The sequence below is a fragment of the Pseudalkalibacillus sp. SCS-8 genome, assembly GCF_040126055.1.
GTDB lineage: Bacteria > Bacillota > Bacilli > Bacillales > Fictibacillaceae > Pseudalkalibacillus > Pseudalkalibacillus nanhaiensis.
This window is the reverse complement of sequence record NZ_CP143541.1, coordinates 685,613-711,417: the sequence shown is the minus strand read 5'-3', so window position 1 is coordinate 711,417 and position 25,805 is coordinate 685,613. Positions and strand designations below refer to the sequence as shown.

Sequence of the window (25,805 nt, the reverse complement as noted above, 5' to 3'; positions counted from 1 at the left end):
ATATTTGAGCCTCATTTCATAAGTGGGAGCCTTAACGTAACAGTGGTTCCCTTTTCAGGAAAACTCTTGTAGAATATGGAGCCTTTCATATTCTGTATCAGCTTGTACGTGATCATTGTGCCTAAACCCGTCCCTTTTGTTTTCGTCGTATAGAACGGTAGACCGATCTGCTCCAATTCTTTTGTTGTCATCCCTTTTCCATCGTCTGTTATGATCAGGTCGATATGTCCGGGTGAAGAGAGCTTTTCTTTGATGGAAATTGTGCCACCCTCTTCAATCGCTTCTATACCATTTTTGATCAAATTGATCAGACATTGCTTCAGATGATGTTCATCCGCCTTTACGTACTTGTCATGACTCACTTCAGAGGTGATGATGACATTATGATAGACACCAAGAGGCGATAATAGAGCGAGGGTATCTTCAACCACTTTTTTCAAATTGATCTGATTCAAGGTCATTTCATTCGGTTTAATAAGAGCGAGATAATCAGAGATGATCTTGTTGCTCCGATCCATCTCCTCAATAAGGAGAGGAGCGTATTGTTTCAGTTGGCGATCCTCGGTATCGTCGGAAATGAATTGGATCATTCCCCTTACGGTCGTCAATGGATTACGGATCTCATGAGCGATGGATGCAGCCATTTGTCCAAGAATCGATAGTTTTCCAAGATAAATCGTTTCATCCAACTGCATGTTTATTTGAATCAAACGGTCAATAAGAAACAGAACCAGAAAATACGTTATGTAAAATGGGACGAAGTACGCCACATAAAAGGAATTAGGTAGAAAATCGACGTACATATTAATAATCATGATATAGAAAAGGAAATATAAAAGTCCTGCTACCAGGGCGGGCTTCCATTTCTTCGAGGCTTCCCTGAACAGACTTGCATAACTGAAAGCCGTCAATAACGCGATGATTGTAAGTAATACACCAACCCAGGCATATTCTCCACCGATCCATAGACGTGCGAGGATGATGACCAAAGCACACATGCTCCCAGGAATCAGTCCTGCATAGAGTGTAATCACCATTAATGGTACCGTCCTCAGATCAAAAACCGTGGATCGAAGAGCCTCGATGGGATAGATCATACATAAAATCGCTGCAATCGAACCAATCAGTCCAAAAAACAAATTCTCCTTCAATGTTCTCGGTCTCTTGTGATTGAAAGGAAAAATCATGTTTGCTAAGAACGTTAATGATACGATAATTGAAACGTTTACAAAGATTGGTCTAATAAGCTCTGACATCTACTATCCCTCTGCATTCTGACTTCCAATAGTCCGAAATCTCCCATTTGTCATTATAGCAGAACTACATCATTCCTTATAGTTGTTCAGTAGCTCCTCCACAAAAAAAGTCCCTCAACTGCTCGCCTCCAATGTATAGCAATTGGATGTCAGCAAGAGTTGAGGAACCTTCTCTTTCGTGTGTATTTAATCTTCAACATGTCCGGATCATCTTAACGGCACGTTCTGCCGCTTTCTCTCCTGCTACGACACAATCCGGCAGACCGATTCCATCGAATGATGCGCCAATTAATTGGACGCCTGGATAATCCTTTTCAAGCAATGATTGGACATGCGCGATGTTTTCTTGATGTCCGACGATATATTGAGGCATCGCCTTTCTCCATCTTGTAACATAATAAAAGTCCGGCTTTCCTTGGACGCCCATGATTTGATTTAAATCATCGAGCACCTTAGACAGGATGAACGCATCGGATTCCTCCACAATCGCTTGCTCGTGCTCCCGACCGACATAACACCGTAACAGGACAGAGCCTGTCGGGGTCGTATGAGGCCACTTTTGATGGGTCCATGTACAGGCTGTAATCGTATAGGGAGACTTTTTGGAAACGACAAAACCAGTGCCGTTCAGATCATGCGGGATTGCTGAAGCCGGAAAAGCCATCGCGATCGTCGCTACAGATGTAGCTGGCACGTTTCCGATCCGCTCACGAATTTCCTTCTTGAAGAAGCTGCCTGCTTTTCTTCCTGGAGCAGCGACGATCACTTGATCTGCCTGTATCGAGGAACCGTCCTCCAATTGTAGCAAATAATCATTTTCTCCCTTTTGAAGATGAGTAACAGCCGTCCCCTTCTTGATTTCCATTCGCTTTCCAAGATTTCTTTCAAGCTCTTCAACTAAGGAAGAGAGACCGGTTTTCAATGTCATGAAGACACCCTTGGATGAATGATTCTTCTTTTTCGGAGGACGTGTCTGTTTCATCCCAAGAATCAAGCTTCGATACTCGGACTCGATATTCTTGAACTGAGGAAAAGTCGATTGAAGACTGATCCGATCGATGTTACCTGCGTAAATACCTGATAACAACGGTTCGATCAGGTTTTCGACCACTTCATTCCCTAACCTCCGTTTAAAGAAAGCACCTACTGACTGATCGCCTTGTGCATCACTTTTTGGAAGAATGAGATCGAGTCCTGCACGGGCTTTACCCCGCATAGAAAAAAGCCCACTCGAAATAAATGGGGTCAACTTCGTCGGTATCCCCATGACCGCACCTTCTGGCATAGGATGGAGCTTTCGGCCGTGAAGGATATAGGCTTGTCCAGTATGGTTATGAACAAGATTATCTTCCATTCCTAGCTGCTCGATCAACTTTGTCATCGATTTCTTTCGTCCTAAATAGGAGTCTGGTCCTCTTTCGATAACGAAACCATCGCGATGAATCGTTTCAATCTTACCACCCAACCGCTCACTTGCTTCAACAAGCGTCACACTTGCTGGCAATTGTTCTTCATCTATTTTATTTTGTAAAGAAAAAGCGGCAGAAAGACCAGTGATCCCTCCGCCAATGATAACAACGCGCTTCATATTCAATCCCGGCTTTCTAGCTTTTTAGAAACGACTCTCGCTAATGTCTCGATGAATTCAGGCTTCGCATTCGGCATTTCAGGACGATAGTAATTTGCACCGAGCTGATCCGTTACGACCTTACACTCATAATCGTTGTCATAGAGTACTTCCAAATGTTCTGCGACGAATCCGACAGGGCAATAAATGAAATGATTGAAGCCTTCTTGCTCGAACAAGTCGCGCGTCAAATCTTGTACATCTGGACCGATCCACGGTTCAGGTGTGTTTCCTGCACTTTGCCAGCCTGTCGTATAATTTTGGATTCCTGCGGCTTCTGCAATCAGGCGTGCTGTCTCTTCAAGCTGTTCTGGATATGGATCTCCCATTGAAATGATCCGCTGTGGAAGGCTATGCGCAGAGAAAATCACAATCGTACATTTATGTTCATTTTCAGGTATCTGCTCATACGTCTTTTTAACCTGTTCGGCCCAATACTGGATGTAGCCAGGTTCGTCATACCACGAATCGACAGGTGTAATGGAAGGTCCTCCAATTCTTTCAGCCTCTTCTATCGCACGACCATTGTAGGATTTAACCGAGAAAGTCGAATAGTGTGGAGCAAGGACGATACTGACCGCTTCCTCAATGCCATCTTTCTTCATCTGTTGCACAGCATCCTCGACAAAAGGATCGATATGCTTCAGACCTAAGTATGTCTTGAATTCGATATCGTCATGCCATTCGTTCAACTTTTCCTCAAGCTTTTCCTTTTGGTCATTCGTAATTTTCGCGAGGGGCGAAACGCCTCCAATCGCTTCATAACGATTAACCAAATCCTGTAGGTCTTCTCGGGGTGGTTTTTTCCCGCGTCTGATATGCGTGTAGTAAGATTCGATTTCGTCTGGATGCCTCGGTGTACCGTAAGCCATTACGAGGACTCCAATTTTTTTCTTTTGCAAAACATTCACCCCGTCTCAATTATTTCGAAGTGTATTCATGAACAAATGCTGTCAATCTCTTCAATGTCTCTGGGTTCACATCAGGGAACACACCATGTCCAAGGTTGAAGATGAACTTAGAAGAGTCCATTCCTTGGTCAAGGATTTCCTTCGTCCGTTCCTTTATAACATCCCATGGCGCCAATAACAATGCCGGTTCAAGATTACCTTGAACAGTCTTGTCGATACCTAGGGCTCTCGCTTCCTTGATTGGAAGTCGCCAATCCAGACCAACGACGTCCAGTGGCAGGTCATTCCAATCTTTAGCAAGATGACTTGCCCCGACTCCGAACATGATCAATGGTACGTTTTCTTCTTTCAACTCAGTAAAGATTCTTTCCATAACCGGCTTGATAAATGTACGGTAATCCGCTACATTCAATGCGCCAACCCAGGAATCGAATATTTGGATTGCTTGTGCTCCTGCAGCAATTTGAGCTTTCACGTATCGAATCGTCGTATCTGCGAGCTTGTCCATCAATTTGAACCACGCTTCAGGATCAGAATACATGAACGCTTTCGTCTTATAATAGTTTTTAGAAGGTCCTCCTTCAATCATATAGCTTGCAAGGGTGAAAGGAGCTCCACTGAAGCTGATTAAAGGAACTGAAAGCTGCTCACGCAATAGCTTGATCGTATCAAGGACATAAGGGACATCCTGTGTTGGATCGATTTCACCAAGTCGATCGACATCTCCTCTTGTTCGAACCGGATTGTCGATTACAGGTCCAATGCCTGATTTGATTTCCACGTCTACACCAATAGCAGGTAATGGAGTCATGATGTCTTTATAGAGAATCGCTGCATCTACATTGTATTGTTCCACAGGAAGACGCGTCACTTCTGCACAAAGTTCCGGGCGATGAGTAATTTCAAATAGAGAATATTTTTCTTTGATCTTTCGGTATTCTGGTTGAGAACGTCCAGCCTGTCTCATATACCAAACCGGTACATGGTCGACTTCTTCCCCTCTGCACGCTCTTAGAAACTGGTCGTTGAATTGCTTCGTCATCATCTATCACCTTTCATCAAGAAACCTATAATTTCAGTCGTCCGTTTATTGTCAATGAATTACCCTCATTGTAAAAGAAAATAAAAACATTGTCATTTTATAACCATTATAACTATACTTATTATGCTTCAAGATGTATAGGGTGTTAAAGGAACTGTCATAAATTAGTCGTAAAATTGACCTACGGTTTCAATAGTACAAATGTAGGGTATACTTGAAAACTGACCCAAATTTCCTTTCGTGTGTTCGAAGGGTTGAAAGTGAGGATCCTGCGATGAGTTCATTACGTAAGGAGAGAAAGACAATGCGTCAGAAAGAAATGAGTGGACCACAGTGGTACAAATTCGCCTCTATCTTTTTCATCGGATATGGGATCGTTTATCTGTTGGTCTTCATCAAGAAATTATTCTTTTCATCTTTATCGATTGAAGACATATCCCGGCTTTATTTACACGATCTGGATGCATCGTTCATATTCAGTATCATTGCCGGTACGATCATTTTTATGTTCACGTACACGAAGCTACAATTACGACATAAGAAAAGGCTTTTGTTCAATCAGCTTCCAAACCTGTTCATGCTGCGGATGATCCTTTATACGTTCATCTATTTCATGATCATCTTAACGCTTCTAGGCATCCATCTGATCTTCACGACCCTATTCATTAAGCATACAGGTGGCTCACTGAATTTATCCTATTCATTATTTTATTGGGCAGTGGCTTTTTTGACTGTTGATCGACTTGCAAGCTTCTTCTTGATCACCCGTACGAGAACGAAACAATTGATCTTCCTGCCGTTCATCCTGTTTTATATCGGTGTGTTGATCGTATTCAAATTCCAACCGGCCTATCAGCTTGTCTTCCAGTTCATCGGGAACGGGTTGGTGATGCTAATGTTCGGATTGCTGCTCGTCGAACGATATCAATCGCATCGCAATAAGAAAGCTACTGAAGAAGAAGAAGACGAAGACGAAGAGTAATTTCTTTCATTTGGCTTTGTTAAAGAATGTTGTTATTTTGAACAGCTTCAGGCGGACGTTTCTATTTTCAATAACGATCAACAATAAAAGCTAAGCATCCAAAAAGGATAAATGACCTGCCATTGATGAATCATTGGCAGGTCATTCTTTGTTTAATCCTCTTTTTCGATTTCTTGTTGGTTTGCTGCTTCAACCTTGAACTGTTTAACAAGTTCAATCAACGCACTGCTCGCTGTATTCAGAGCTTCTGCTGAATCACCGACCGTTTCTAATGCTCGTTGCTGTTCATCTGTCGAAGCACTCACTTCTTCCGAAGAGGCAGCTGCTTGTTGAGCGACAGCTGATATGCTTTGAATCGATTCCATTACAGCTTCTTTATGACTGTTCAGGTTGGTGACATCGTTTCCGATGGAAGATATGGAGGTAATCATACTGTTCAAGGAATCCGCCAATAAAGTAAACGCTTCTTCCGTACCTTCGACCACTTTGTTTTGCTCTGCGGAGATCGCTTTCGTATGATTCATTTCAACCCCTACACGCTTCGACTCGGTTTCAATCCCTTTTAAAATATCCTTCACACGTTCTGTCGCTACAGCGGACTGCTCAGCTAGCTTTCGCACTTCAGTCGCTACGACCGCAAAGCCTCTGCCACTTTCTCCGGCTCGTGCTGCCTCAATACCTGCATTCAATGCAAGTAAATTGGTCTTTTCGGATATTTCGGTAATCGTTGAAATGACTTCCTCTACTTCTTTTATTTTATTGTTCAGGTCCTTGATTACAGATCCAACCGATTCTAATACTTCGTTCGATTCTTCATTTTTTGTACGAAGCGTTTTCACTTGATCCATGCCTTTTTGGTTGGCTTCATTGGCACCTTCTGATAATTTCAGCATTGATCTCGTCTGTTCGTTAATGCGCTCAATATCTTCTGATAAGTTGATTGCACGTAGATGGGTGGATTCGACATCCGTCGCCTGTTGACTGGAGCCTTTTGCAATGTCAGTAACGGCGCGTGCCACTTCCTCACTCGAAGCAATCGTTTCTTCGGCGACTGCACTTAGGCTCTCAGCAGACTCCGTCACTTGATAAGAAGAGCTTTGTACAGATTGAATCAGGGAACGCATCTTATCAACCATTGAATTGAAATGGTTCGTCAGCTCTCCGATTTCATCTTTGGCGTTCGTTTCCGCCTTGACGGTCAGATCTCCTGATGCAACCATCGTAAGCTGATCCCTTAGCTGTTTGACCGGTCTTGTAATGCCTCTCGCCACGAAATAAGTAATGATGATTGAAATCAAAACGATAACGAGAGCTGTGAATAGGATCGCATTCCGGATTTCACCCGCATCTTTCGTCAGTGCCTCATTAGGTGTCGAGGTTCCGACCTTCCAGCCTGTAAGTTCAATTGTATCGTAATTGACGAAGTGATCGTTTCCGTTATCCTTAACTACATTTTGATCGCCTTCATACATTTCTTTGACATAAGCTTCCGATTCGCTCAGCTTTTCCCCTTTAGCAGTTGGATGGACCATCGCTAATCCGGTGCTATCGAATAAAAATGGGAATCCATCATAATCCACATTCGTGTTCAATACGACATTTGCGAGATTATTCAGGCTCATGTCCATCGCCAATACGCCTAAAACCTCTTCTGTCTTTGGATCTAGAACCGTCTTTGCTACTGTTAAGACATATTCTCCTGTTGCTGCATCTTCATAAGGGTCTGTCCAGATGACCGATTGTTTATCCTTGGTAGCGCTTTGATACCAAGGACGTGAGGTCGGATCATAATCCTCCGGCAGCTCAAGAGTTGGTGTAATCTTCATTTTTTTATTTGGACTCGCGATGTAAAGATAGGCCACGTTTTTGTTCAGCTCAAGGTAGTTGGCGAAGTCTTCATCGACAACCTTCCAGGTGCTGTCTTCATTTTCGGCCTCTTCATTTGCGGACTCCAGAGCAGTAATGACCCGCTCATCCTGACTATACCGTTTCAACGTCTCCTCAATGCCACTTAAATACGTGCTTATATAGCTTGACATTTGTTCTACTTTCGCTTCTGTTTGAGCTTCGACATTTGTTTCCATCGTCCCTTTTACGCGATCATAGGTTAAGAAAGCGACTGAGAAAAGGGAAACAAAAAGAATCAAAGCCATGATGAGCATAAGCTTGGTTTGTAATTTCTTAAACATCGTTTTACCCCCTGTGTGTATATGACCATCTGTCCATATTCAATATCGACCTCCCACCTATAAATGTTTATATTTAAAATCCAAATAATAAAATAGTCTCATTTAACGAAAATTGACCGGACATATGTCCGGTCAATCACTGATTTAGAAGATCGATGTTGAAATGATATTGGAGCGTTCTCCATCTCTCTTTGTAAGTGGGTCGTAGGGAACGATGAAGAAATCAGGAAATGTGAAGAGCTTCGGTGATACGACGGTATACGTACCTTTGCCAACAACTGTATCCACCTTCTCAACTCCATTATCCGTCCGCATATAGACTTTATACATTAAGCGTTCATCTTCTGAAGGAGTCCAGGACAGTTTGACGCCTGGTACACCAAACCGGCCAAACGCATACTGCGCCTGCAGATCATCAATCTTAATCAAGTCGATTGGAGGTTCGAGATCCTTGACACCCTTTGGTTTTTTAAACGTTTTGTTGTGAAGGTCTGGAATCTTATTAATGATATCCTTGAACATCAAGGTTGCATCCGAGCTTGTCCCGACAATATGACGCTGTTTAGTCGTACGGTCATAGCCGATCCAAACCGCACCTACTGCATCCGGGGTGTACCCTGCAAACCAGAGATCCTTGTTTCCACCGCTAACTTCATCATAGGTTGTCGTTCCGGTTTTGCCGGCTAACGCGGTATTCACCGAGCCTTTCCGGCCAGTCCCTTGTTCTACCACCGCTTGAAGCATTCTCGTCATAAACCATGCATTTTGTTTTGAAAAGACTTTGTTGGTCTCCACCTTCGACTTGCCGATCAGCTTCCCTTCACGATCATAAATCGCTTTGACAAAATATGGTTCAACCATCTTACCGTCGTTAGCAAAAGCTGAGAATGCCCTGGTAATCTCAAGCGGGGTTACTCCCTCATCAAGCCCGCCTAGCGCAATACCTAGCTTCCGTTCCTCTACGTCCATGCCTAATTCTTTGATGAAGGAAAGAGATTTTGATAATCCGATTTCATTTAAGAGCCAAACAGCAGGCGCATTCAACGAGTCCTCGATCGCTTCATACATGGACACTGTCCCCTGGTATTGACCATCATAATTTTCAGGTGTATAGCCATTATACTTAAGGCGTTCATCGACTAAGAGGGAATAAGGTTCCCATTCCTCAGACTCCATTGCAGGACCGTAAACCGCAAGCGGCTTGAAGGTCGAGCCCGGCTGTCGTTTCGCGTTCACCCTGTTGAAGCCCTGTCGCACATAATCTCTTCCACCCTGGACAGCCATAACACCGCCAGTTTTGGAATCCATCAAGACGAATGCTCCTTGGGGTGAATGAGATGGGTCTGACCCTTTGAAATAGATGTCGTTCTGGATCGCTTCGTATGACGCCTCTTGGGCTTCAGGGCTCATTGGTACGACGATTTCATACCCTCCCTGAAGGACCTCCATCGTAGAGAGTGCATACTCCTCCCTGATTTCTTCCAGTACCATATCGATGTACGTGGAATAGGCAGGGTTCTTTTCCAACCGGTTGACATCAAGCGCAATTGTTCTGCCTTGTGCTCGGACCGCTTCCTCAGGTGTCAGATAATCGAGTCGCTCCATCAAGGACAACACTGTGTTTCTGCGTTCTTTGCTCCCCTCAGGATTCTCGATCGGAGAATAGCGACTCGGCGCTTTTGGTAGACCTGCTAGCAACGCCCCTTCTTCCACAGTCAACTCATTGACTTCCTTATTGAAATAAAGCTTAGAAGCAGCCTGGATCCCATATGCCCCATGTCCAAAATAGATTTGGTTCAAGTACATCTCCAAGATCTTCTGTTTCGTATATTTTCGTTCCAGGTTGATGGCGATTGTGGCTTCTTTCGTTTTTCTCAGCCAGGTTTTTTCATGCGAAAGGAAGATGTTTTTGGCTAATTGTTGCGTAATTGTACTTCCACCTTCAACTTTACTTCCTGATAAAATATCTTTATATAGAGCACGTAGAATGGCTTGAAAATCGATCCCGGGATGGCTGTAGAAACGGCGATCCTCCACAGCTACGAATGCTTTTTGCACGTGATCCGGAATGTCTTTTATATCGACTAATTCACGATTTTGGGCATAGAGCTTCGTGATCGTATTGCCCTCCTCATCCACAAGAGAGGATGCCGAACTCATTACCAGATCCTTTTCATCGATTACATAGTTGCCGGCAAACACAATCGCGATGAAGACGAGCAAGGAACACAAGACGACAGCTGCTGCCCAAAGCGAAATGCGCGTTGCTTTTTTCCACACAACGCATCAACTCCTCACTAAGTTGAAATCCTTTTCCAATGTACCCAATCTTTACGTGTTTTTCCACTTATTCGTTTCGTTTAGTATCTCTCCAGCCAGGGTAAATCATGAATAAAACTATTTTTGTCCATAATGTAAAGATAACGAAACCTTTGCACGTTCGTCTTTCAAATACTTTTTACTATGGAAAGGATGATCTATGATGAATTATCATCTCGCCTATGGGACTACAGACTATCTGGAAAGCCTAATGGAAAAGCATAAAGATGAGGATGGCAGCTTTTATTTGCTGGAAGGTGCTGAAGATTCTGTTCTCATACATAAAACTTCTGGTGAGAGCTTGTTCGAGACAGCCAACTCCTATGAAGCAATTGAAGAAACGGGTGGTTTTGATGGAGCAGGTTTCATCGTATTCAATAACATTCCTGTTTCTTCAGAAGGCCGTCCTGTTTTCGAGGACCGCTTCAAACAACGAGCAGGACTTGTCGAGCATGAGCCAGGCTGCGTAGGAATCCTCATCCTCCGACCAAAGGATAAAGAAACCTATATCGTTTCTAGCATGTGGAAGGATGAACGTGATTTTGAGAATTGGAAGGAATCCTCCTCATATGAAAAAGCTCATAAAGACCGCGGAACCAGTGAAGGTCTCTCTCAAACCATTTTCACCGGAAAACCGTACATCAAGTCCTACCATCTCCAGCATCAAATGGGTTAATCCATCAGTTATCTGAGGCGTAAATCAGAGCAATTTTGACATGATGGCTTTCTTAACCTGTAGAAAGGAGAATGACTTTGGAAATCGATCGAGTGGAATTGATTGTAAATCCCAAGGCCGGAAATGGCCGTCTTAAGCAACAATTACCGAACATCGTCACAATACTAGAGGATCAATTTGACACAGTGAACGTTTTTCAAACCGAAAAACCAGGAGACGCATCCGATTATATCCACTCAATGAAGGAAGAACAGCCTCATCTGATCATCGGAGGAGGTGGCGACGGAACCATTTATGAAATCATCAATGCTCTTGGCCCGTTAGAGGAACGGCCTGCTTTCGGAATCATCCCTGGCGGAACCTGCAATGATTTCTCGCGCGCGATAGGTATATCACAAAATCCGCTACAGGCAGCCGAACAGATCTGTGAAAAGAATTTCCGTTCCATTGATGTTGGAAAATGCAATCATCAATACTTTTTGAATTTCTGGGGCATCGGTCTGATTACGGAAGTTTCATCCAATATTAATCCAAAAATGAAGGAGAGCTTCGGTCGCCTCTCCTATTATTTGAGTACGCTCCAAACCATCAGTCAGGAACGGCACTTCCAGCTTAAAATTGAATCTGATGAATGCGCTTACGAAGGGAATGCCGCAATGGTACTGATTGGGAATGGTCCTTTCACTGGAGGGGTACGAGCGTTTTTTCCTGAATCGAATCTTGAGGACGGAAAACTAGAGGTTCTTGTGATTGAAAGCAACCGATTCCAAACATTTTGGGATATGCTCCGGGCAAAAGTGATGGATAATGTTCCGAACAGTGAGGATATCCTCTATTTTCAGTCCGATCACATTTCCATCGAGACCGAACCTGATCAGACAATCGATTGTGATGGAGAAAGGGATTTTGAAACGCCCTCTACAATCACCGTTTTACCGGGTCATATAAAGGTTGCAGTAGGAGACTATCCTGTCAAACCTTAGGAGCGGTCACTCGTTCTTGCAGGAATCATCATAAGGCAGTGGAATATGTTCATTGAACGATGGTCTTCGCAGGAGGAATTTAATGGATCAGCAATCCCATATTCGAATGTTCGATAAACAGGCGAAGAAGTATGAACGAATGCAGAGAAAGGATCCTACCAGGCGATTTCGAAGAAAAATCATTCCTTATGCTTCAGGAAGTATATTAGAGGTGGCGATCGGCACAGGATTGAACCTGCCTCATTATCAAAATGTCACAGAATTGGTCGGCATCGATTTCAGTCCAGAAATGCTGAAGGGTGCCAGAAAAATGGCTGATTATTCTCCCTTCCCGGTCAACCTCAAACAAGCGGATGTGGAAACGATAGAGTTTGAAGCGGGTAGCTTTGATACGGTTGTTTCCACTTTGTCATTTTGTTCGTACAACAATCCCGTGGACCTATTGAACCGTTTCCAGAAATGGTGCAAACCCAATGGACAGATTCTTTTAATGGAACACGGCGTGAGTTCCGTCAAAACCATCGCATGGTTGCAAAAACAAGTGGACCCACTAGCTTTCAGGTTGATCGGCTGCCATCAGGATCGTGACATCCAAGGGTACCTGGCTGAATCAAACCTAAAATGCGAAAAGGTGGAAAGAGCTTTAGCAGGTGCTCTCTATTACATATGGGCCAAGCCGTGATTCAGGGATAGCTTGTTGAGAAACCTTGTGTTTCTCAGCAAGCTTTTTTCATTAAGCATAACGGTGCGGAATTTCGTTTTTGTAGATAATTTCTGTTTTTTGTAGATAATTCGTTATTTTCGTAGATAATCTTGAATTTCCGTAGATAATCGCTTATTTTTGTAGATAATTTCTTATTTTTCGTAGATAATCATTCGAGCATCAATGATTCCTGCAGATTTTTAGTAAATAATCGTATAATGACGTTCATTTTTTCAAAAATGAACCTCTACATCCTATTTTCTCTTCTCAAAATGAACGTTTTTACTCATTTAGAGCTCCCATATGGCCAAAACGTTCTAAACAAACTAAAAAAGACAGCCCTGGAGGCTGTCTTTTTTCAATTTCACATTAATCGACCATTCTTACGAGCATGTGAGCAAGCATATGTTGCTGCTCTTGTGTCCCGGCACTCCATAGCTCTTTCAGGAGTTTTTCTTCACGGTTCCGAGGCTCTTCATTTTCCGCAAGATAATCGGCTACCTTCTCTGCCGTTTTCGCTAACTGCTCTTCAGACATTCCCATCTTTTCACCAATTCGGACACGCTTTCCGAGGTACTCCTTGAAGACATCGAAATTTTGTAAAATTTGATCGCGCTCTTCTTCTGGAATCCTGTCCACTGTCGATTTGACTTCCTCTTCATGAAGACGTTCATTCTTATCAACCATGTGATGTCGTTCAGACATTCGAGGTCACTCCTTGTTTTAGTAATTTTTTGGATTCTTCTATGAATACCGGGATATCATCAGGCTGACGGCTCGTAACGAGTGTCCCGCCACATACGACGACCGGCTCATCGAATACATTGGCACCGGCAAGCTTCAAGTCCATTTGAATGGATTTAAAGCCTGTTATGTTTCTTCCCTTAAGGACATCTGCAGTAATGAGAATTTGTGGACCGTGACAAATTGCAAACACTGGCTTTTGACGATAAACCATTTTCTTGGCAAACTCTACGATCCGTTCGTCAGCTCTCAATATGTCTGGTGAAAAACCACCTGGAATGAATAAGGCATCGTAATCGTCAGGATCCACTTGGTTGATTAGTTGGTCAACCTGTACAGTGGCCTCCCCTTGTTTACCTTTAAGTTCTTTTTTATCTGTGCTGATGACGCTCAGTTCATGTCCATCCTCTTTAAACGCCTTTGCAGGGTCCGTGTATTCCACATCTTCAAACATGTCGGTCATTAATACTGCGATCTTACTCATTTCGTATTCACAACCTTTCTCTCATTCTTGACTAGACTGGTTTTTTTATTCCCGTTATCGTCACGTTTAAACATAAAGGTCCTGCATTAAGAAGTTTAATTATGGAAGTCAAAGGGTACATTAAACAAGTGAATGATGTATCAGAATTTCATTGAAAGGATGATTGACTAATGGACCAACAACGCCAAGAACTAATTGATGGACTAAATGAAGACCTTGCAAATGAATATGCAGCTGTCATCATGTACACATACAATGCTGCAGTCGTTTCTGGTATGTATCGACAAATCCTAAAGCCTTTCTTCGAATCGGAAATCACTGATGAGCAGGGGCACGCTATGTACCTTTCTGAAAAAATCAGCACGCTCGGAGGGACACCAACGACAACGCCTGCTGAAGTCAAGCAGCTGACTGATGTCCGTGAAATGCTTGAAGAAGCGAGAAGAGCGGAAAAGGATACGATTGAACGCTACGAAAAGCGTAAAAAACAAGCGGCAGAGTTGAATATGACGGAACTCGTCGTCAAATTGGAAGATTTAATTGCTGACGAAACGCACCATATGGAAGAAATGGATCGTCTGTTAAGTGACCCACGCCTTTCCTAAACTGAATAAATACATGGAAGGACATCGCCTCCGGGAGATGTCCTTTTTTATTTTTGTTACGCGGGTTCTCCTGAATGCATGTCGCCAGGTATCGTGCTATACTGTGTAAAAGACAGACAATTCAAACATTTAACCTATGAGGAGGAGCGAAATGAACCGTTTTTATGAGCTCATTGATCAGCACTACGAGGAAATGGTGGAAATCCGCCGTTATCTTCATCAGTATCCAGAATTATCGTTTGAAGAGGTCGAAACGTCCGCATACATAGCCGAGTATTATGAGAAATTAGGGATACCTTATCGGAAAAACGTTGGTGGCAATGGCGTTGTTGCTACGATTAAAGGGAAAAAACCTGGCAAAACAGTCGCTCTCCGTGCAGATTTCGATGCGTTGCCGATAAAAGAGGAAGCAGATGTGCCGTTCCGCTCTAAAAATGACGGTGTGATGCATGCTTGTGGACATGACGGTCATACAGCAACATTACTTGTACTGGGGAAAGTGTTGAATCAACTGAAGGATGAGTTGGAAGGAAATGTCGTTTTGATTCATCAACACGCAGAGGAGCTCGTACCAGGAGGAGCCATTTCAATGATTGAAGATGGCTGTCTTGATGGAGTCGATTATATCTATGGCGTCCATCTCTGGGCGACAGATAATGTCGGTGAGGTCTATTACCGTGAAGGTCCATTCATGGCTGCTGCAGACCAGTTCCAGATCAAGATCGTCGGCAAAGGTGGGCACGGTGCGCAGCCTCACCTGACGAGAGACTCGATTCTGACCGCTTCCCAGCTGGTTGTCGCACTGCAACAGGTTGTAAGCCGAAACGTCGATCCACTCGAATCAGCGGTCCTGTCTGTCGGAAACTTTGTCGCGAACAATGCTTTCAATGTGATTGCCGACACTGCTCAGCTCAGCGGGACGGTTCGTACCTTTAAGGAATCTGTCCGGGAAAAAGTGATTGCAAGGATGGAGGAAATCGTCAAAGGGATCTGCATGTCGTGTGGCACTGATTATGAATTCAACTACACACGAGGATATCCGCCACTGGTGAACCATAAGGAGCAAACCGAGCACTTGAAGGAAGTAGCTTCAAGAATCCCTGGTGTACTCGGTGTCAGCGAAAAGGCTGCTCAAATGGGCGGAGAGGACTTCGGTTATTTCCTCCAGCACGTGCCAGGAAGCTTCGCATTCGTCGGCGCGAAGGATCCGGATGCGTCCGATGTCGCTCCACATCATCATCCTAAATTCATGATCGACGAGCGCTCTCTTCCAATTGCCGCAAAACTACTCGGGGAAGCGACTTTGTCTCATCTGAATTTTTCTGTAGACTCAAAGGTTGAATCAAAATAAAAAACGGGAGGATGACCATTGATACGGTCACCCTCCTTTGCTTTATTCCCCTATTTCTTTTCTTGGAGATACCTCAGCCTATAGCCATTCATTACGGTTTCACCAAGTTGATCGAGGAAGTGGTAATTCGCATACGCACCTACGATCGCCCCGAAACCCGGAATCATCTGGAGCATTTTCGCTAAATCGATGTGATCCCGATACGTAATCTGGAAGGTCTTCCAATCGTAATCCTCATAGGAACCCCATTTCTTTTTTTCCTCATCCCAATTTTTGATAACCATATAGGTTTCTTTACGAACTTCATCATTTGAAAAAGCCAAAAGAAATACATGCAACAGGAAAATACGTTCCTGGACGTTCCTCGTATCATATCCGTAGATCCGAGCCGCTTCAAATAAGAACCGCATTTTAATGCCGAGCAGCAACGGGAAATCAGCTAACCCTAGCAATATGCCACCAGCGCCTGTCCCTGCTCCTTCAGCCATTGCTGTCCGTTTATAAGCTTTCAATTTTTCACGAAGCAAGTCATCCCGCTCCTCGATCGTCCGGCCTAGAAGCGGCGGTCTGTTCGTTGTATATTCCGATCCTGTAAGTGTGGCTCGGATCATATGGCGGATACTGTTTGTAACCACATCATGGACCTTTGCAGGAATCCGTTCATTAATGCGTTGCTGCACTTTATTTGCGGCTCTTTTATAAAGAGGTGAGCGTTTAAGGATCCGTCTTTCCCACGCTTTCAATTCTTCCTCGATCTTTGGTTTCATCCTATCTTCCCTCTCCTCCACTTTTCAGGGGATCAAGCTTTATGACGTTGAACCGTTTACTTAATTGTTTATAAAGCATCACGTTGTTGAAAAGGAAAACGAACAGGGTGCCCGTAATCAGAACAACACCGGACTGGAAGACGGAAAAGTGATTTAGGAAGCTCGCAGCCGTGAACAGCCCGACTTGTAAAAGCATGATCCTCAACAGCAACAGCTGAAAAATCTTGAACCGGTTTTCTCTTGGGACTGGATAAAGATCGACCCATACCTTCAAGTCATAGTGCGGCCACAAGGTCGTCAATTGAATCACGGTCATATAAAGAAGGAGCAAATTGGCGATCCACAGCACCATTCCTTCTGGTAAGAAGAGCAACAGGACAATGCCAATGATCGTCAGTCTCATGAAAATACCGAAGTAATCATTGGAACGTATGAACGCTCTTGAATACATATAACCGTAAACATTCTCCTTGTCCTTGGATAGGAGATTGATTAAAGGCGATGCCCATGTCCTCTTTCTTACCTTCCGATTCAACTGGGGCACTTCTACGAACATATTCGCTACTCGATAAAAGTGCATTAGTGCATTGTTTTCGAGCTCAATCAACCGTTCCCACTTCATCGTATGTCTCGTTGCAAGAGGTCGATAAACGACAAGATAAAGGACAGCACAGCCAAGAATGAAAAGACCTGCCAGAATCCATTGTTGCGAGACGAGTGAATAGATGGTGAAAAGGATCATCAGAAGGCGGATGACTGGCAATAGGTTACGCTTCATACCGTTCGGCACTCGAAGTTCTTCCCATTTTACGATCAAGTTCCAGCCGACCATCAGGATGAGCAGCACGAGAACAGCAAGAAAGGTGACCCGATCTGACGAAATCCGCGCAAAATACAAAGGTCCCAACACGAGCATGATGAGCACGACATTGAAGCTTTGGGTAACAAAGCTGTACATCAACGATTTTTGGATATAGGACCGTAACCGATCCTCCATTGGAAGAAGAAAGTTAGCATCAGCCGTTTTCATAAACGTCCGAATCTTTCCTCTTCCAACGAGGAGAAATAATAGGATCGTAATCACTTCAGCAGCCGGGAACACTTCAGGCAAGATTTTAAGGAGTTTACCATAATAGAAGCTTCCTACGAGAATCGCTACATACACGGTGAAAAGGAAGCCGCTGTTCCCGATGTACCGCAAATACCTGATCGCCATACTCCAGTAGTCATTTGCACGTTGTTTCCAAAGAGTTTGTACATTCATACATCAAGCACCTCTAGTGATGTGAACATAAATTTCGTCCAATGTCGCATTTGGCATATCCATCCTTTGTTGAATCTCAGACAAGGTACCTTGTTGAAGAACGCGTCCCTCGTGCAGAATGATGAATCGATTACAGTACCTTTCTGCCGTCGAAAGAATATGGGTGGAAAGTAAGATGCCTGTCCCTTTCTCCCGTACTTGTATCAATAAATCAAGGAAGGATTGGATGCCTAAAGGATCAAGACCGACGAAAGGCTCGTCCACGACAAAGAGAGAAGGCTGTATCAAAAAGGCACACATGATCATCACCTTCTGCTTCATCCCTTTTGAAAACTGGCTCGGGTACCACTTCAATTTATTTTCCATTCTGAATTCCTTCAATAATGGTTGAACCCTGGCATCCAGTTCATCTTTCTTTATTCCATATGCCATCGCTGTCAGTTCAAGATGCTCTCGTAATGTCAGTTCATCATAAAGGATCGGTGTCTCAGGTATGTAGGCAATTTGTGAACGGTACGTATCAGGCCCTTCGTGAATGGTCTTTCCCTTTACTTGGATTGAACCGGAAATCGGCTCCATCAAACCTAAAATATGCTTGATTGATGTACTTTTTCCTGCTCCGTTCAATCCGATAAGCCCGACGATTTCCTTTTCATTCACGTGAAAATCGACCCCGTGAAGGACGGGCTGCTGTTGGCTGTATCCTCCAGTAAGTTTTTCTACATCTAATACGCGATTCATACTGGACCCCTTTCTCTTTGTATCTCTTTTTTTCCTATCATATCAGATTCCTGCTGCCAACGCCTAAAATCGACAGAAGTAGTATGTTTCCATAGACTTTTGGCTAAGATGGTAGTGAAGAAGGTATCCCCTCTTCTTCAAAAGAAAAGAGAAAGAGATTTCTGTTGTTTAATCCAACTTCATTGGAGAGTAGATTGGCGGGATGCCATTTCAAGTTTTCGGACAACTCTCCTGACAATGACCACTTTCCCAAGCCATTGTTATGATCTCTTGTTTCTCTTTTCTTCTCTGACCTCTCCGGAGAGCCCTATCAATTGGATGGGGCTCTTCCTATTTTTTGTGCTTCATTTTTCTAAGAGGAAATAAAGCTATGATACAATGACAACAATAAATCAATTTGAAAGGTGTGGACCATCCATGGAAGATTGTATCTTTTGTAAAATCGTAAACGGGGATATCCCGGCAGCGAAGGTGTATGAAGATGAGCATGTACTTGCATTCCTGGATATAAGCCAGGTGACAAAGGGGCACACCCTCGTCATTCCGAAAGAACATCACAAAAACCTTTATGAACTACCCGAAGAGGCAGCTGAGAAAGTCTTCTCTGTGGTCCCGAAGATTGCAAACTCCATCAAGGAGGCTTATCAGCCAATCGGGATGAACCTATTGAATAACAATGAAGAGCCTGCTGGTCAATCGGTATTCCACTACCATGTACATATCCTTCCCCGCTATGGGAAAGGTGATGGATTCGGCGCAGTTTGGAAAACCCACGAAAGTGAATACAGCTCCGAGGAACTTCAAGAAATCGCAAATAAGATCGGTGAGCCGATATTGTAATCTTGACTTTACCTGGCTAATCAATCAAAAAGGATTGACCAATTTGGTCAATCCTTTTTTCACAACTTCACTTTTCATAGATAGATGGATAACAGCTTCTCAATTTCCGGATCGAGATGTTTTGAGACAGACCGCTTCATCTCACCGACCTTCCGAATCACTTTTGGTTCCGTCCAATCAGGATGATCGAATTCAGCATCAAATTGCTTCAGCCACTGTTGAAACTCTTTATAGAAGGGAATGTTCCAACGGAGATGATGGATGAATTCCTCACGAGTCCCCTGGAACTTATATAGATCCTTCATTCTGTTGAGGATTTCCGCTTGCCATACTGCTGACAAACACGATTCTCCTTTAATATCCATGAATCTGAACCATTCCTGATTGATGCTGAGAGCATGCGGATAGTAATAGGCGTAAACCGACTCAAATCGTTCCCCGTTCATTGTGACGAATTTCTGCCCAGCATGTTCACGCAACACATATCCACCTTCTGTTCGGTTCATATGCTCCAATTGTTCCGGATCGACAAAGGTCAGCCAAATTTCAGTCATTGCGCCTTTAACCGGCGCAACGATTGCAGGTAATGAGCCATATGGAGCCAAGAACGATCCGTATACGATATCCGAATCAAGCATCGAACCTCGAACACATAATACGAAATCGTTCAAATTTTTATTCAGGTTGAACTTATAACGCAGCTGAGCGAGACATATGTTTGAACCATATGCAATCAACGGAACCCTTTCTTCTAAAGGGAGCAACTCGTTCTCGTGTAAAAAATCTCCGATCGAGAGGATGTAATCAGACGGCTCTTTAAAGGATCCTTGCAAAGAGTCTGCATCTGAGTATTCCACCTTTAAATCCTCTAACGACACACCTTTTTGCTCGATAATGCGGTGTGCTTTTCCTTCAAAATAGATGAAAGATGAATCAGGTCGAGGTCCAGGATAAATATCTGGATGATCATAAGGACTGACATCAACAGGTTTATTTTCTTTATACATAACTTCATCCCCTTAAATCTATGCTGCAAGTAAAGTATAATGAATTTTCAGACGTAAAACGAACTTTATCTCCAAACCAATGGATGAAAGGAGTGATGTCCGAAATGGGAAAACTGAATTTCAACCCAGGTCCAACCGCGCTTCCTTTGGAAGTCCTACAGAAAGCGAAGGAAGGCTTGAGCAATTTTGCCGATACCGGCTTCTCCATTTTGGAGCTCAGTCACCGTAGTCAAGCGTATCAATCTATACATGACAATGCAACGAAGTCCCTCGCTGCTTATTTGAATATACCCGACAGCCATGACATCCTCTTGCTCCAAGGCGGAGCAAGCCTGCAATTCACGATGGTCCCGATGAATCTCCTAGGACAGAAGAAAACCGCTTACCATATCGTAACAGGTTCATGGAGTAAAAAAGCCTACAAGGAGTCAAAGAAGATCGGCCCAACTGAAATACTCGCAAGCAGCAAGGAAAGAGATTTCGCATATATCCCTCCGGAATCAGAGTGGAAGCCTGTGCCTGAAAGCGCCCAAGGCTATCTTCATATTACCAGCAACAACACGATTTACGGAACCCAATGGCGAGAGCTCCCTCATGTGTCTTCTTTGCCACTTGTTGTTGATATGTCAAGCGACATCGGAACAAAACCGATTCCTTGGGAAAACGTTGACATCGCTTATGCTGGTGCACAGAAAAATTTAGGTGCAGCCGGTGTGACAGTCGTGGTGATTCGAAAGGATCTCTTGACCGGTGATTCGACTGGCTTACCTGCGATGCTTGATTATCGTGTACATGCGGAGAAAGGGTCACTTTACAATACCCCGCCGACTTTCAATATCTTTGTCCTTCAATTAATGGTGCAATGGTTGAATGATCAAGGCGGGTTGCAGGCATTTGAAGCACGGAGTCTCGATAAGTCCAAACGCCTTTATGACGTTATTGATCGCAGTGATGACTTCTATATCGGTCATGCGGAGAGGAGCAGCCGCTCAACGATGAATGTAACTTTCCGTTTACAAGATGAAGAATTAACGAAGGTGTTCCTTTCGAAAGCGAACGAAGCCGGGATCATCGGAATCAATGGCCATCGTTCCATGGGTGGATGCCGTGTATCGCTTTATAACGGCATTGGAATCGAAGCTTGTGAACGTCTTGTCGATTTTATGCAGGCATTCAAGCGAAACTACTCCTGATGATTATGATGTTGCCAAAAAGTGTATAAGCTGAATCCCTTCCCATCTCTTCGATTTCTTGATAAGATAATCACATCCGTTTTTACTCGCAATAGGCAAAAGTGCACTATTGGAGTAGACGAGAAGAGTTGAGAAGAGGAGAGATTTTATATGAAATCGATTCAGTTAGCATTAATTGGTGTACTACTGGCAGCGGGGTTCGTTCTCCATGCCGTGATCCCGGGAATTTTGGGACCGATGAAGATTGATATGCTTCTGACGATGATGTTCTTGGCGATCATCCTGTTCCCGAACGTGAAAAGCGTAACGGTAACAGCACTTGCAACAGGTGTCATCGCTGCATTGACAACGACGTTTCCTGGGGGACAGATCGCTAATCTGATTGACAAACCGATCACAGCTTTCATCGTTTTCGGTCTATACATTACTTTGAAAAAGTATAAAGGAAATGTGATCCTTGCATCAGGACTGACAGCAGTCGGAACCATCATCAGTGGTGCGATTTTCTTAGCTTCCGCATCGTTCGTGATCGACTTGCCCGGATCATTTGTGGCATTATTCCTGACCGTCGTCTTGCCGACAGCCGTCATCAACACTATTGCCATGACTGTTTTATTTCCGATCGTAAAGACCGTCACGAAACGATCCAATTTCGTTTATCAACAAACATGAATATATAGAATGAAAAAAACCGATGCCTATCCAATGGTATCGGTTTTCTTTGTATCGTGTTTCTCCCATTTCAAGAATTGCTGCAGCTCTTCATCTACCGTCTTCCATATATAACCGATTATCGCCATATCATCAATCAAGCCAAGTCCAGCGATAAAATCAGGTATGGCATCGACAGGGCTCAGAAAGTATAGCAAACCAGCCAATACGGTCACCATGGATTTCTTTGAGATTTCCCGATACTCTCCGAGACGATAGCGATCAACAAGCCGGACTAAGGCCTGGATTTTATCCAAGAAACCTCTTAATGATTCCTGTATATCGTCTTTTTGGAGCTTGGCACGGACGTTTTGGACCATCTCACCGCTTTGTTCACGGTTACCGATTAAAGTACGTGCTCGTCTAAGCATCTTTCTGAAGTAAATGAATGCTTTTACCTTTTTCCACATCTTGACCGCCTCCTTCTTACCTATTTTCCACATCTTCCTTCATCTTAATCCGATAAGGGAGGCTTGCCAAGCGGTTTTTCGAATACAAATGAAAAATTGGAGAAACTAGAATAATGACGTTAATAATTGAAGACGAAGAAAAGAACGACAAATAAGAGGCAAAGACTTCCCGCCAGACCTAATAACCGTCCAAGGGCCCGCTTCTTATGCACACTTACATTTCTGAACGAATACCTCTTCGTATCCAGAAACATCCTGGTCATGATCCATAACATTAATAATCCAAGCAGAGCCAGTACGATAATTCCATAGATCATCTCTCATCACCCCATACCATCCTATGAATGGCATAACCAATTTATTCACCGTCTTTTGTTTGAATATGTCGATTTCATGGGAATGTTTTGAAGAATACGTCGAAAGTTTTTTAGAGGTTTATGAGAGTCGCTCTCGAATTATGTATTAACAGACTTATCTTGTTTGTCTAGGCATTCCAATGGCAAATAAGAAAGATCACGAAAGGAGAAGGTTATCCATTATGAAAAGCACTCAAAAATCAGTATTGATCGGCTTTGCGGTAGGAAGTATCGTCACTGCAGCAGCAACTTTATTGACAACACCTAAATCAGGTCGAGAACTCCGTTCAGATATCAAGGATTCGACCAATAAATTGAAGGATACGATGATGGATGTCAAGAAAGAAGGAATCAGCTTGAAAGAGCAGATTGTCCAAGTGTCTAAAGAAGGTGTCGAAGCATTTAAAGAAGTAGCGACGGATTTGAAAGAAGATATCAAATCCTGGAGAAAAGACATCGAGCCGAATATCGAGAACATCAAGACAGATGTGGATACCCTCCAAAATACGGTTACAGAAATGCAAGAAGAAACAAAAAAACCAAAAGAAGAATAAACAACTACGAAAGAAGCTGGATGTTGTCCAAGCTTCTTTCTTTTTGACTTTTTGTGGCAATCGTGTGCCACACCCTAAACATATTGAGCAAGTTGTCGATAATAATAAGGTGATTTACATATTATCGTACAATAATAGAATAGGAGCGTTATTCTGAAGCACATTGATTTTCTTGGAAATTTCGTTTTGCAAGCCTTGAAGAAAATTGCCCTATTCATGATAGGAATATTTAGCCCATTCTTACTGTTAAGAAGTTTTAAACAGTTGGATATTTAGCTTTATAATTCTAACATTTCCTGTCATAATAAAATAAGAATGGAGGCTCGATATGGAAAATAAGAAAGATTTTTCAATGAAAGAAGCAATGATGTTTAGTCACAAAGTTGCTCAGATCAGCAAAGCCATGTGGAAATGTGTCGAAAAAGATTGGCAGGGATGGATCAAACCATTTGGTCTGAATATCAATGAGCATCATATTCTTTGGATCGCTTTTCACCTGGAGGGCGCATCAATATCTGATATCTCCAAATATGGTGTGATGCACGTCTCGACAGCGTTCAATTTTTCCAAGAAGCTGGAAGAGCAAGGTTACCTCACGTTCTCAAAAAAGGAAAATGACAAGCGGAATACGTATGTCAAGCTTACAGAAACTGGCGAAAATCTGTTACTTAGAACGATGGAATCTTATGAGCCTGAGCAATATGGCATTTTCGGCGCATCTTTAAAAATTCGTGATCTGTATGGAAAGTTCCCGGAATTTGATGAACTGATGGCGGTCATTCGAAGTGTTTATGGCGATGAATTCATGTCGATCCTTGATACGACAGTCACAAAGATTGATCAAGAGTTCGTAGAAGTTGATGGTCAGCTACAACCGATTCGAAAGAACAAAGATACGGAAGAAATACAACAAGATGGTCTTGAATCAGAAGAAGAATTGGCAACTACTTAAATGCCCCTTCCTTCTCTTTCATAAGTTCAATCAACTCTGCCGTTAAGCTCTTATGGATTCCTTGATCGTGAAGGGCTTTTGCCGTCATGAACGGATCCAGATCAGAATTTAACATACCTACATAATGAAAAAGAAGAGGAGTCATATCTAGCATACCGGCTTCTCTTATATTTTCTTTTCTTTCCTCCAGCTGTTCAAAAAGCGCGTACACTTCCTCTACCTCTGCTCGTTCCATCCCCTTTTCAATAATGATCCGATACCACGGAAAACGGATGGGATTGATCGTATCCAACAGGATTTCCTGGTAAAAGGAAAGACGGTCTATTCGTTTGGAAGATTCAACGCTATTCATGCTACCACTTCCTGTCTCATTCAAATCTTACAACCCCAGCTCTTCAACAACATTGTACCTTCTCTGCATCGTAATGGAAATCCATTAGAAATGCTTTATTATTTTTTTGTAAAACCTATTGATTTTTCCGAGAAAAAATCGTAATGTATGTACGTGGTTTTCGAAAAGTAAGCTTTTCACCTTTTTCCACATGTTCATCACATTTTGTCAAAGAAGGTGATCCATCATGAATTGCTTTAAGTCAATAAATTTAACGAAGGATTACGGTAAACTACGCCTTGGGTTGTTATCTGTTCTATTCAGCCTCACGTACTTTATCGTTTATTTTATGCTTTTTCGCATGTTCCATCCAGAGACGATCTATATGCAAACAGGATTAGTACCGATTGTTCTGTTATCCATTTTGGTGATTCCAATGCACACACTTTTGCATTGTATCCCGATTTGGCTTTCAGGTCATAAAGCCTGGATGATCTTGGCGGACAATCGTTTTTCATTTTTTTGCCGGATACCTGGGATCTTGCCGAAGCGGACAGCCCTAATTGCGGTTGCTTTTCCGATGGTCGTCATTACCGGTATCGCTTTTGCAGGACCGTTGTTTTTCCCAGAGTATCTCCATGTATTTGCCATTATCTCAACGTTGAACATGTATCTTTGCCTAAAGGACATGATCTACATTTTCCATCTCTGGAATTCTCCAAGGGATTCTTATCTGGAAGATAGTCCTAACGGATTCCAAATCATCGTTCGTCGAACCTTCTAATGGTGATATTGTAAAAAAGGGTG

27 protein-coding genes are annotated in these 25,805 nt (G+C 43.1%); 12 read left to right on the top strand and 15 right to left on the bottom strand.

All coding sequences use genetic code 11. The features are described from left to right. Positions 1-11 precede the first annotated feature (11 nt). From V1497_RS03640 to hemE, 4 genes are all read right to left on the bottom strand, one after another. Positions 12-1,256: an ATP-binding protein gene (locus tag V1497_RS03640; RefSeq protein WP_349409615.1), complete on the bottom strand. Its 1,245-nt coding sequence runs from the start codon at positions 1,254-1,256 to the stop codon at positions 12-14. A 193-nt stretch (positions 1,257-1,449) separates the two neighbouring features. Continuing rightward, positions 1,450-2,844, bottom strand: a complete 1,395-nt coding sequence (gene hemY, locus V1497_RS03635; protein WP_349409614.1) for a protoporphyrinogen oxidase — start codon at positions 2,842-2,844, stop codon at positions 1,450-1,452. A gap of 2 nt (positions 2,845-2,846) precedes the next feature. Further along, positions 2,847-3,785 carry a ferrochelatase gene (gene hemH / locus V1497_RS03630; protein ID WP_349409613.1) on the bottom strand — a complete coding sequence of 313 codons (939 nt, stop codon included), beginning with the start codon at positions 3,783-3,785 and terminating at the stop codon, positions 2,847-2,849. A 19-nt stretch (positions 3,786-3,804) separates the two neighbouring features. Then, positions 3,805-4,836, bottom strand: coding sequence for a uroporphyrinogen decarboxylase (gene hemE / locus V1497_RS03625; RefSeq protein WP_349410737.1), 1,032 nt, complete (start codon positions 4,834-4,836; stop codon positions 3,805-3,807). 304 nt (positions 4,837-5,140) lie between these two features. Between hemE and V1497_RS03620 the strand changes: the two genes are divergently transcribed. Continuing rightward, the gene (locus V1497_RS03620) at positions 5,141-5,818 is read left to right on the top strand and encodes a hypothetical protein (RefSeq protein WP_349409612.1); all 678 of its coding nucleotides are present in this window, start codon (positions 5,141-5,143) and stop codon (positions 5,816-5,818) included. Between the two features lie 152 nt (positions 5,819-5,970). Here the strand turns inward: V1497_RS03620 and V1497_RS03615 are convergent, their stop codons facing one another. Both V1497_RS03615 and V1497_RS03610 read right to left on the bottom strand, forming a co-directional pair. Continuing rightward, on the bottom strand, positions 5,971-8,007 hold the full coding sequence (locus V1497_RS03615; RefSeq protein ID WP_349409611.1) for a methyl-accepting chemotaxis protein: 2,037 nt from the start codon (positions 8,005-8,007) through the stop codon (positions 5,971-5,973). A 144-nt stretch (positions 8,008-8,151) separates the two neighbouring features. Further along, positions 8,152-10,287, bottom strand: coding sequence for a PBP1A family penicillin-binding protein (locus V1497_RS03610; protein WP_349409610.1), 2,136 nt, complete (start codon positions 10,285-10,287; stop codon positions 8,152-8,154). Positions 10,288-10,486: 199 nt separating this feature from the next. Here V1497_RS03610 and V1497_RS03605 point away from each other — a divergent pair, with 199 nt between their 5' ends. The 3 genes from V1497_RS03605 (at position 10,487) to V1497_RS03595 (ending at position 12,667) form a co-directional block, all read left to right on the top strand. Continuing rightward, the gene (locus V1497_RS03605; protein WP_349409609.1) at positions 10,487-11,002 is read left to right on the top strand and encodes an antibiotic biosynthesis monooxygenase; all 516 of its coding nucleotides are present in this window, start codon (positions 10,487-10,489) and stop codon (positions 11,000-11,002) included. 71 nt (positions 11,003-11,073) lie between these two features. Next, complete coding sequence (locus V1497_RS03600) at positions 11,074-11,985, top strand: diacylglycerol/lipid kinase family protein (protein ID WP_414703596.1); 912 nt, start codon at positions 11,074-11,076, stop codon at positions 11,983-11,985. Positions 11,986-12,067: 82 nt separating this feature from the next. Further along, complete coding sequence (locus V1497_RS03595; RefSeq protein WP_349409607.1) at positions 12,068-12,667, top strand: class I SAM-dependent methyltransferase; 600 nt, start codon at positions 12,068-12,070, stop codon at positions 12,665-12,667. A 390-nt stretch (positions 12,668-13,057) separates the two neighbouring features. Here V1497_RS03595 and V1497_RS03590 read toward each other — a convergent pair whose 3' ends face one another. Continuing rightward, complete coding sequence (locus V1497_RS03590) at positions 13,058-13,393, bottom strand: DUF3243 family protein (RefSeq protein ID WP_349409606.1); 336 nt, start codon at positions 13,391-13,393, stop codon at positions 13,058-13,060. Further along, complete coding sequence (locus V1497_RS03585) at positions 13,386-13,916, bottom strand: type 1 glutamine amidotransferase domain-containing protein (protein WP_349409605.1); 531 nt, start codon at positions 13,914-13,916, stop codon at positions 13,386-13,388. The genes V1497_RS03590 and V1497_RS03585 overlap by 8 nt, the downstream gene beginning before the upstream one ends. Positions 13,917-14,086: 170 nt before the next feature. On the opposite strand from V1497_RS03585, the gene V1497_RS03580 reads away from it, so the two are divergent. Together V1497_RS03580 and V1497_RS03575 are read left to right on the top strand one after the other, a co-directional pair. Beyond that, a complete protein-coding gene (locus V1497_RS03580) occupies positions 14,087-14,521 on the top strand; it encodes a ferritin-like domain-containing protein (RefSeq protein ID WP_349409604.1) in 435 nt (144 codons plus the stop codon). A 151-nt stretch (positions 14,522-14,672) separates the two neighbouring features. After that, positions 14,673-15,872: a M20 family metallopeptidase gene (locus tag V1497_RS03575; RefSeq protein WP_349409603.1), complete on the top strand. Its 1,200-nt coding sequence runs from the start codon at positions 14,673-14,675 to the stop codon at positions 15,870-15,872. Positions 15,873-15,922: 50 nt separating this feature from the next. Here V1497_RS03575 and V1497_RS03570 read toward each other — a convergent pair whose 3' ends face one another. Genes V1497_RS03570 through V1497_RS03560 form a run of 3 tightly spaced genes read right to left on the bottom strand, consistent with a single transcriptional unit; the run spans position 15,923 to position 18,644 of the window. Then, a complete protein-coding gene (locus tag V1497_RS03570; protein ID WP_349409602.1) occupies positions 15,923-16,639 on the bottom strand; it encodes an EcsC family protein in 717 nt (238 codons plus the stop codon). 1 nt (position 16,640) lies between these two features. Beyond that, the gene (locus V1497_RS03565; RefSeq protein ID WP_349409601.1) at positions 16,641-17,903 is read right to left on the bottom strand and encodes an ABC transporter permease; all 1,263 of its coding nucleotides are present in this window, start codon (positions 17,901-17,903) and stop codon (positions 16,641-16,643) included. Positions 17,904-17,906: 3 nt separating this feature from the next. Further along, a complete protein-coding gene (locus V1497_RS03560) occupies positions 17,907-18,644 on the bottom strand; it encodes an ABC transporter ATP-binding protein (RefSeq protein WP_349409600.1) in 738 nt (245 codons plus the stop codon). A gap of 417 nt (positions 18,645-19,061) precedes the next feature. On the opposite strand from V1497_RS03560, the gene V1497_RS03555 reads away from it, so the two are divergent. Continuing rightward, on the top strand, positions 19,062-19,484 hold the full coding sequence (locus tag V1497_RS03555; RefSeq protein ID WP_349409599.1) for an HIT family protein: 423 nt from the start codon (positions 19,062-19,064) through the stop codon (positions 19,482-19,484). 74 nt (positions 19,485-19,558) lie between these two features. Here V1497_RS03555 and V1497_RS03550 read toward each other — a convergent pair whose 3' ends face one another. After that, positions 19,559-20,491 (bottom strand): hypothetical protein, encoded by a 933-nt coding sequence (locus tag V1497_RS03550; protein WP_349409598.1) that lies wholly within the window; start codon positions 20,489-20,491, stop codon positions 19,559-19,561. 104 nt (positions 20,492-20,595) lie between these two features. On the opposite strand from V1497_RS03550, the gene serC reads away from it, so the two are divergent. Both serC and V1497_RS03540 read left to right on the top strand, forming a co-directional pair. After that, positions 20,596-21,684 (top strand): 3-phosphoserine/phosphohydroxythreonine transaminase, encoded by a 1,089-nt coding sequence (gene serC / locus V1497_RS03545; RefSeq protein ID WP_349409597.1) that lies wholly within the window; start codon positions 20,596-20,598, stop codon positions 21,682-21,684. 150 nt (positions 21,685-21,834) lie between these two features. Next, the gene (locus V1497_RS03540) at positions 21,835-22,356 is read left to right on the top strand and encodes a tryptophan transporter (RefSeq protein ID WP_349409596.1); all 522 of its coding nucleotides are present in this window, start codon (positions 21,835-21,837) and stop codon (positions 22,354-22,356) included. A gap of 26 nt (positions 22,357-22,382) precedes the next feature. On the opposite strand, the gene V1497_RS03535 is transcribed toward V1497_RS03540, so the two are convergent. Then, positions 22,383-22,805, bottom strand: a complete 423-nt coding sequence (locus V1497_RS03535) for a YkvA family protein (RefSeq protein WP_349409595.1) — start codon at positions 22,803-22,805, stop codon at positions 22,383-22,385. A 119-nt stretch (positions 22,806-22,924) separates the two neighbouring features. Continuing rightward, entirely contained in the window at positions 22,925-23,122 is a 198-nt protein-coding gene (locus V1497_RS03530; RefSeq protein WP_349409594.1) for a hypothetical protein, read from the bottom strand. 221 nt (positions 23,123-23,343) lie between these two features. Between V1497_RS03530 and V1497_RS03525 the strand changes: the two genes are divergently transcribed. After that, on the top strand, positions 23,344-23,715 hold the full coding sequence (locus V1497_RS03525; RefSeq protein ID WP_349409593.1) for a YtxH domain-containing protein: 372 nt from the start codon (positions 23,344-23,346) through the stop codon (positions 23,713-23,715). A 328-nt stretch (positions 23,716-24,043) separates the two neighbouring features. After that, positions 24,044-24,667, top strand: coding sequence for an HTH-type transcriptional regulator Hpr (locus tag V1497_RS03520; RefSeq protein ID WP_349409592.1), 624 nt, complete (start codon positions 24,044-24,046; stop codon positions 24,665-24,667). Here V1497_RS03520 and V1497_RS03515 read toward each other — a convergent pair. Continuing rightward, entirely contained in the window at positions 24,660-25,019 is a 360-nt protein-coding gene (locus tag V1497_RS03515; protein ID WP_349409591.1) for a DUF1878 family protein, read from the bottom strand. The two genes, V1497_RS03520 and V1497_RS03515, sit on opposite strands and share 8 nt — an antisense overlap. Positions 25,020-25,245: 226 nt before the next feature. Between V1497_RS03515 and V1497_RS03510 the strand changes: the two genes are divergently transcribed. Beyond that, positions 25,246-25,782 (top strand): DUF3267 domain-containing protein, encoded by a 537-nt coding sequence (locus V1497_RS03510; protein WP_349409590.1) that lies wholly within the window; start codon positions 25,246-25,248, stop codon positions 25,780-25,782. Positions 25,783-25,805 lie beyond the last annotated feature (23 nt).

Bases quoted from the DNA above. Each gene is read 5' to 3' on its own strand.
- V1497_RS03640 (WP_349409615.1), bottom strand. From the start codon at position 1,256: ATGTCAGAGCTTATTAGACCAATCTTTGTAAACGTTTCAATTATCGTA.
- hemY (WP_349409614.1), bottom strand. From the start codon at position 2,844: ATGAAGCGCGTTGTTATCATTGGCGGAGGGATCACTGGTCTTTCTGCC.
- hemE (WP_349410737.1), bottom strand. From the start codon at position 4,836: ATGACGAAGCAATTCAACGACCAGTTTCTAAGAGCGTGCAGAGGGGAA.
- V1497_RS03620 (WP_349409612.1), top strand. From the start codon at position 5,141: ATGCGTCAGAAAGAAATGAGTGGACCACAGTGGTACAAATTCGCCTCT.
- V1497_RS03615 (WP_349409611.1), bottom strand. From the start codon at position 8,007: ATGTTTAAGAAATTACAAACCAAGCTTATGCTCATCATGGCTTTGATT.
- V1497_RS03605 (WP_349409609.1), top strand. From the start codon at position 10,487: ATGATGAATTATCATCTCGCCTATGGGACTACAGACTATCTGGAAAGC.
- V1497_RS03600 (WP_414703596.1), top strand. From the start codon at position 11,074: ATGACTTTGGAAATCGATCGAGTGGAATTGATTGTAAATCCCAAGGCC.
- V1497_RS03595 (WP_349409607.1), top strand. From the start codon at position 12,068: ATGGATCAGCAATCCCATATTCGAATGTTCGATAAACAGGCGAAGAAG.
- V1497_RS03590 (WP_349409606.1), bottom strand. From the start codon at position 13,393: ATGTCTGAACGACATCACATGGTTGATAAGAATGAACGTCTTCATGAA.
- V1497_RS03585 (WP_349409605.1), bottom strand. From the start codon at position 13,916: ATGAGTAAGATCGCAGTATTAATGACCGACATGTTTGAAGATGTGGAA.
- V1497_RS03580 (WP_349409604.1), top strand. From the start codon at position 14,087: ATGGACCAACAACGCCAAGAACTAATTGATGGACTAAATGAAGACCTT.
- V1497_RS03575 (WP_349409603.1), top strand. From the start codon at position 14,673: ATGAACCGTTTTTATGAGCTCATTGATCAGCACTACGAGGAAATGGTG.
- V1497_RS03570 (WP_349409602.1), bottom strand. From the start codon at position 16,639: ATGAAACCAAAGATCGAGGAAGAATTGAAAGCGTGGGAAAGACGGATC.
- V1497_RS03565 (WP_349409601.1), bottom strand. From the start codon at position 17,903: ATGAATGTACAAACTCTTTGGAAACAACGTGCAAATGACTACTGGAGT.
- V1497_RS03560 (WP_349409600.1), bottom strand. From the start codon at position 18,644: ATGAATCGCGTATTAGATGTAGAAAAACTTACTGGAGGATACAGCCAA.
- V1497_RS03555 (WP_349409599.1), top strand. From the start codon at position 19,062: ATGGAAGATTGTATCTTTTGTAAAATCGTAAACGGGGATATCCCGGCA.
- V1497_RS03550 (WP_349409598.1), bottom strand. From the start codon at position 20,491: ATGTATAAAGAAAATAAACCTGTTGATGTCAGTCCTTATGATCATCCA.
- serC (WP_349409597.1), top strand. From the start codon at position 20,596: ATGGGAAAACTGAATTTCAACCCAGGTCCAACCGCGCTTCCTTTGGAA.
- V1497_RS03540 (WP_349409596.1), top strand. From the start codon at position 21,835: ATGAAATCGATTCAGTTAGCATTAATTGGTGTACTACTGGCAGCGGGG.
- V1497_RS03535 (WP_349409595.1), bottom strand. From the start codon at position 22,805: ATGTGGAAAAAGGTAAAAGCATTCATTTACTTCAGAAAGATGCTTAGA.
- V1497_RS03530 (WP_349409594.1), bottom strand. From the start codon at position 23,122: ATGATCTATGGAATTATCGTACTGGCTCTGCTTGGATTATTAATGTTA.
- V1497_RS03525 (WP_349409593.1), top strand. From the start codon at position 23,344: ATGAAAAGCACTCAAAAATCAGTATTGATCGGCTTTGCGGTAGGAAGT.
- V1497_RS03520 (WP_349409592.1), top strand. From the start codon at position 24,044: ATGGAAAATAAGAAAGATTTTTCAATGAAAGAAGCAATGATGTTTAGT.
- V1497_RS03515 (WP_349409591.1), bottom strand. From the start codon at position 25,019: ATGAATAGCGTTGAATCTTCCAAACGAATAGACCGTCTTTCCTTTTAC.
- V1497_RS03510 (WP_349409590.1), top strand. From the start codon at position 25,246: ATGAATTGCTTTAAGTCAATAAATTTAACGAAGGATTACGGTAAACTA.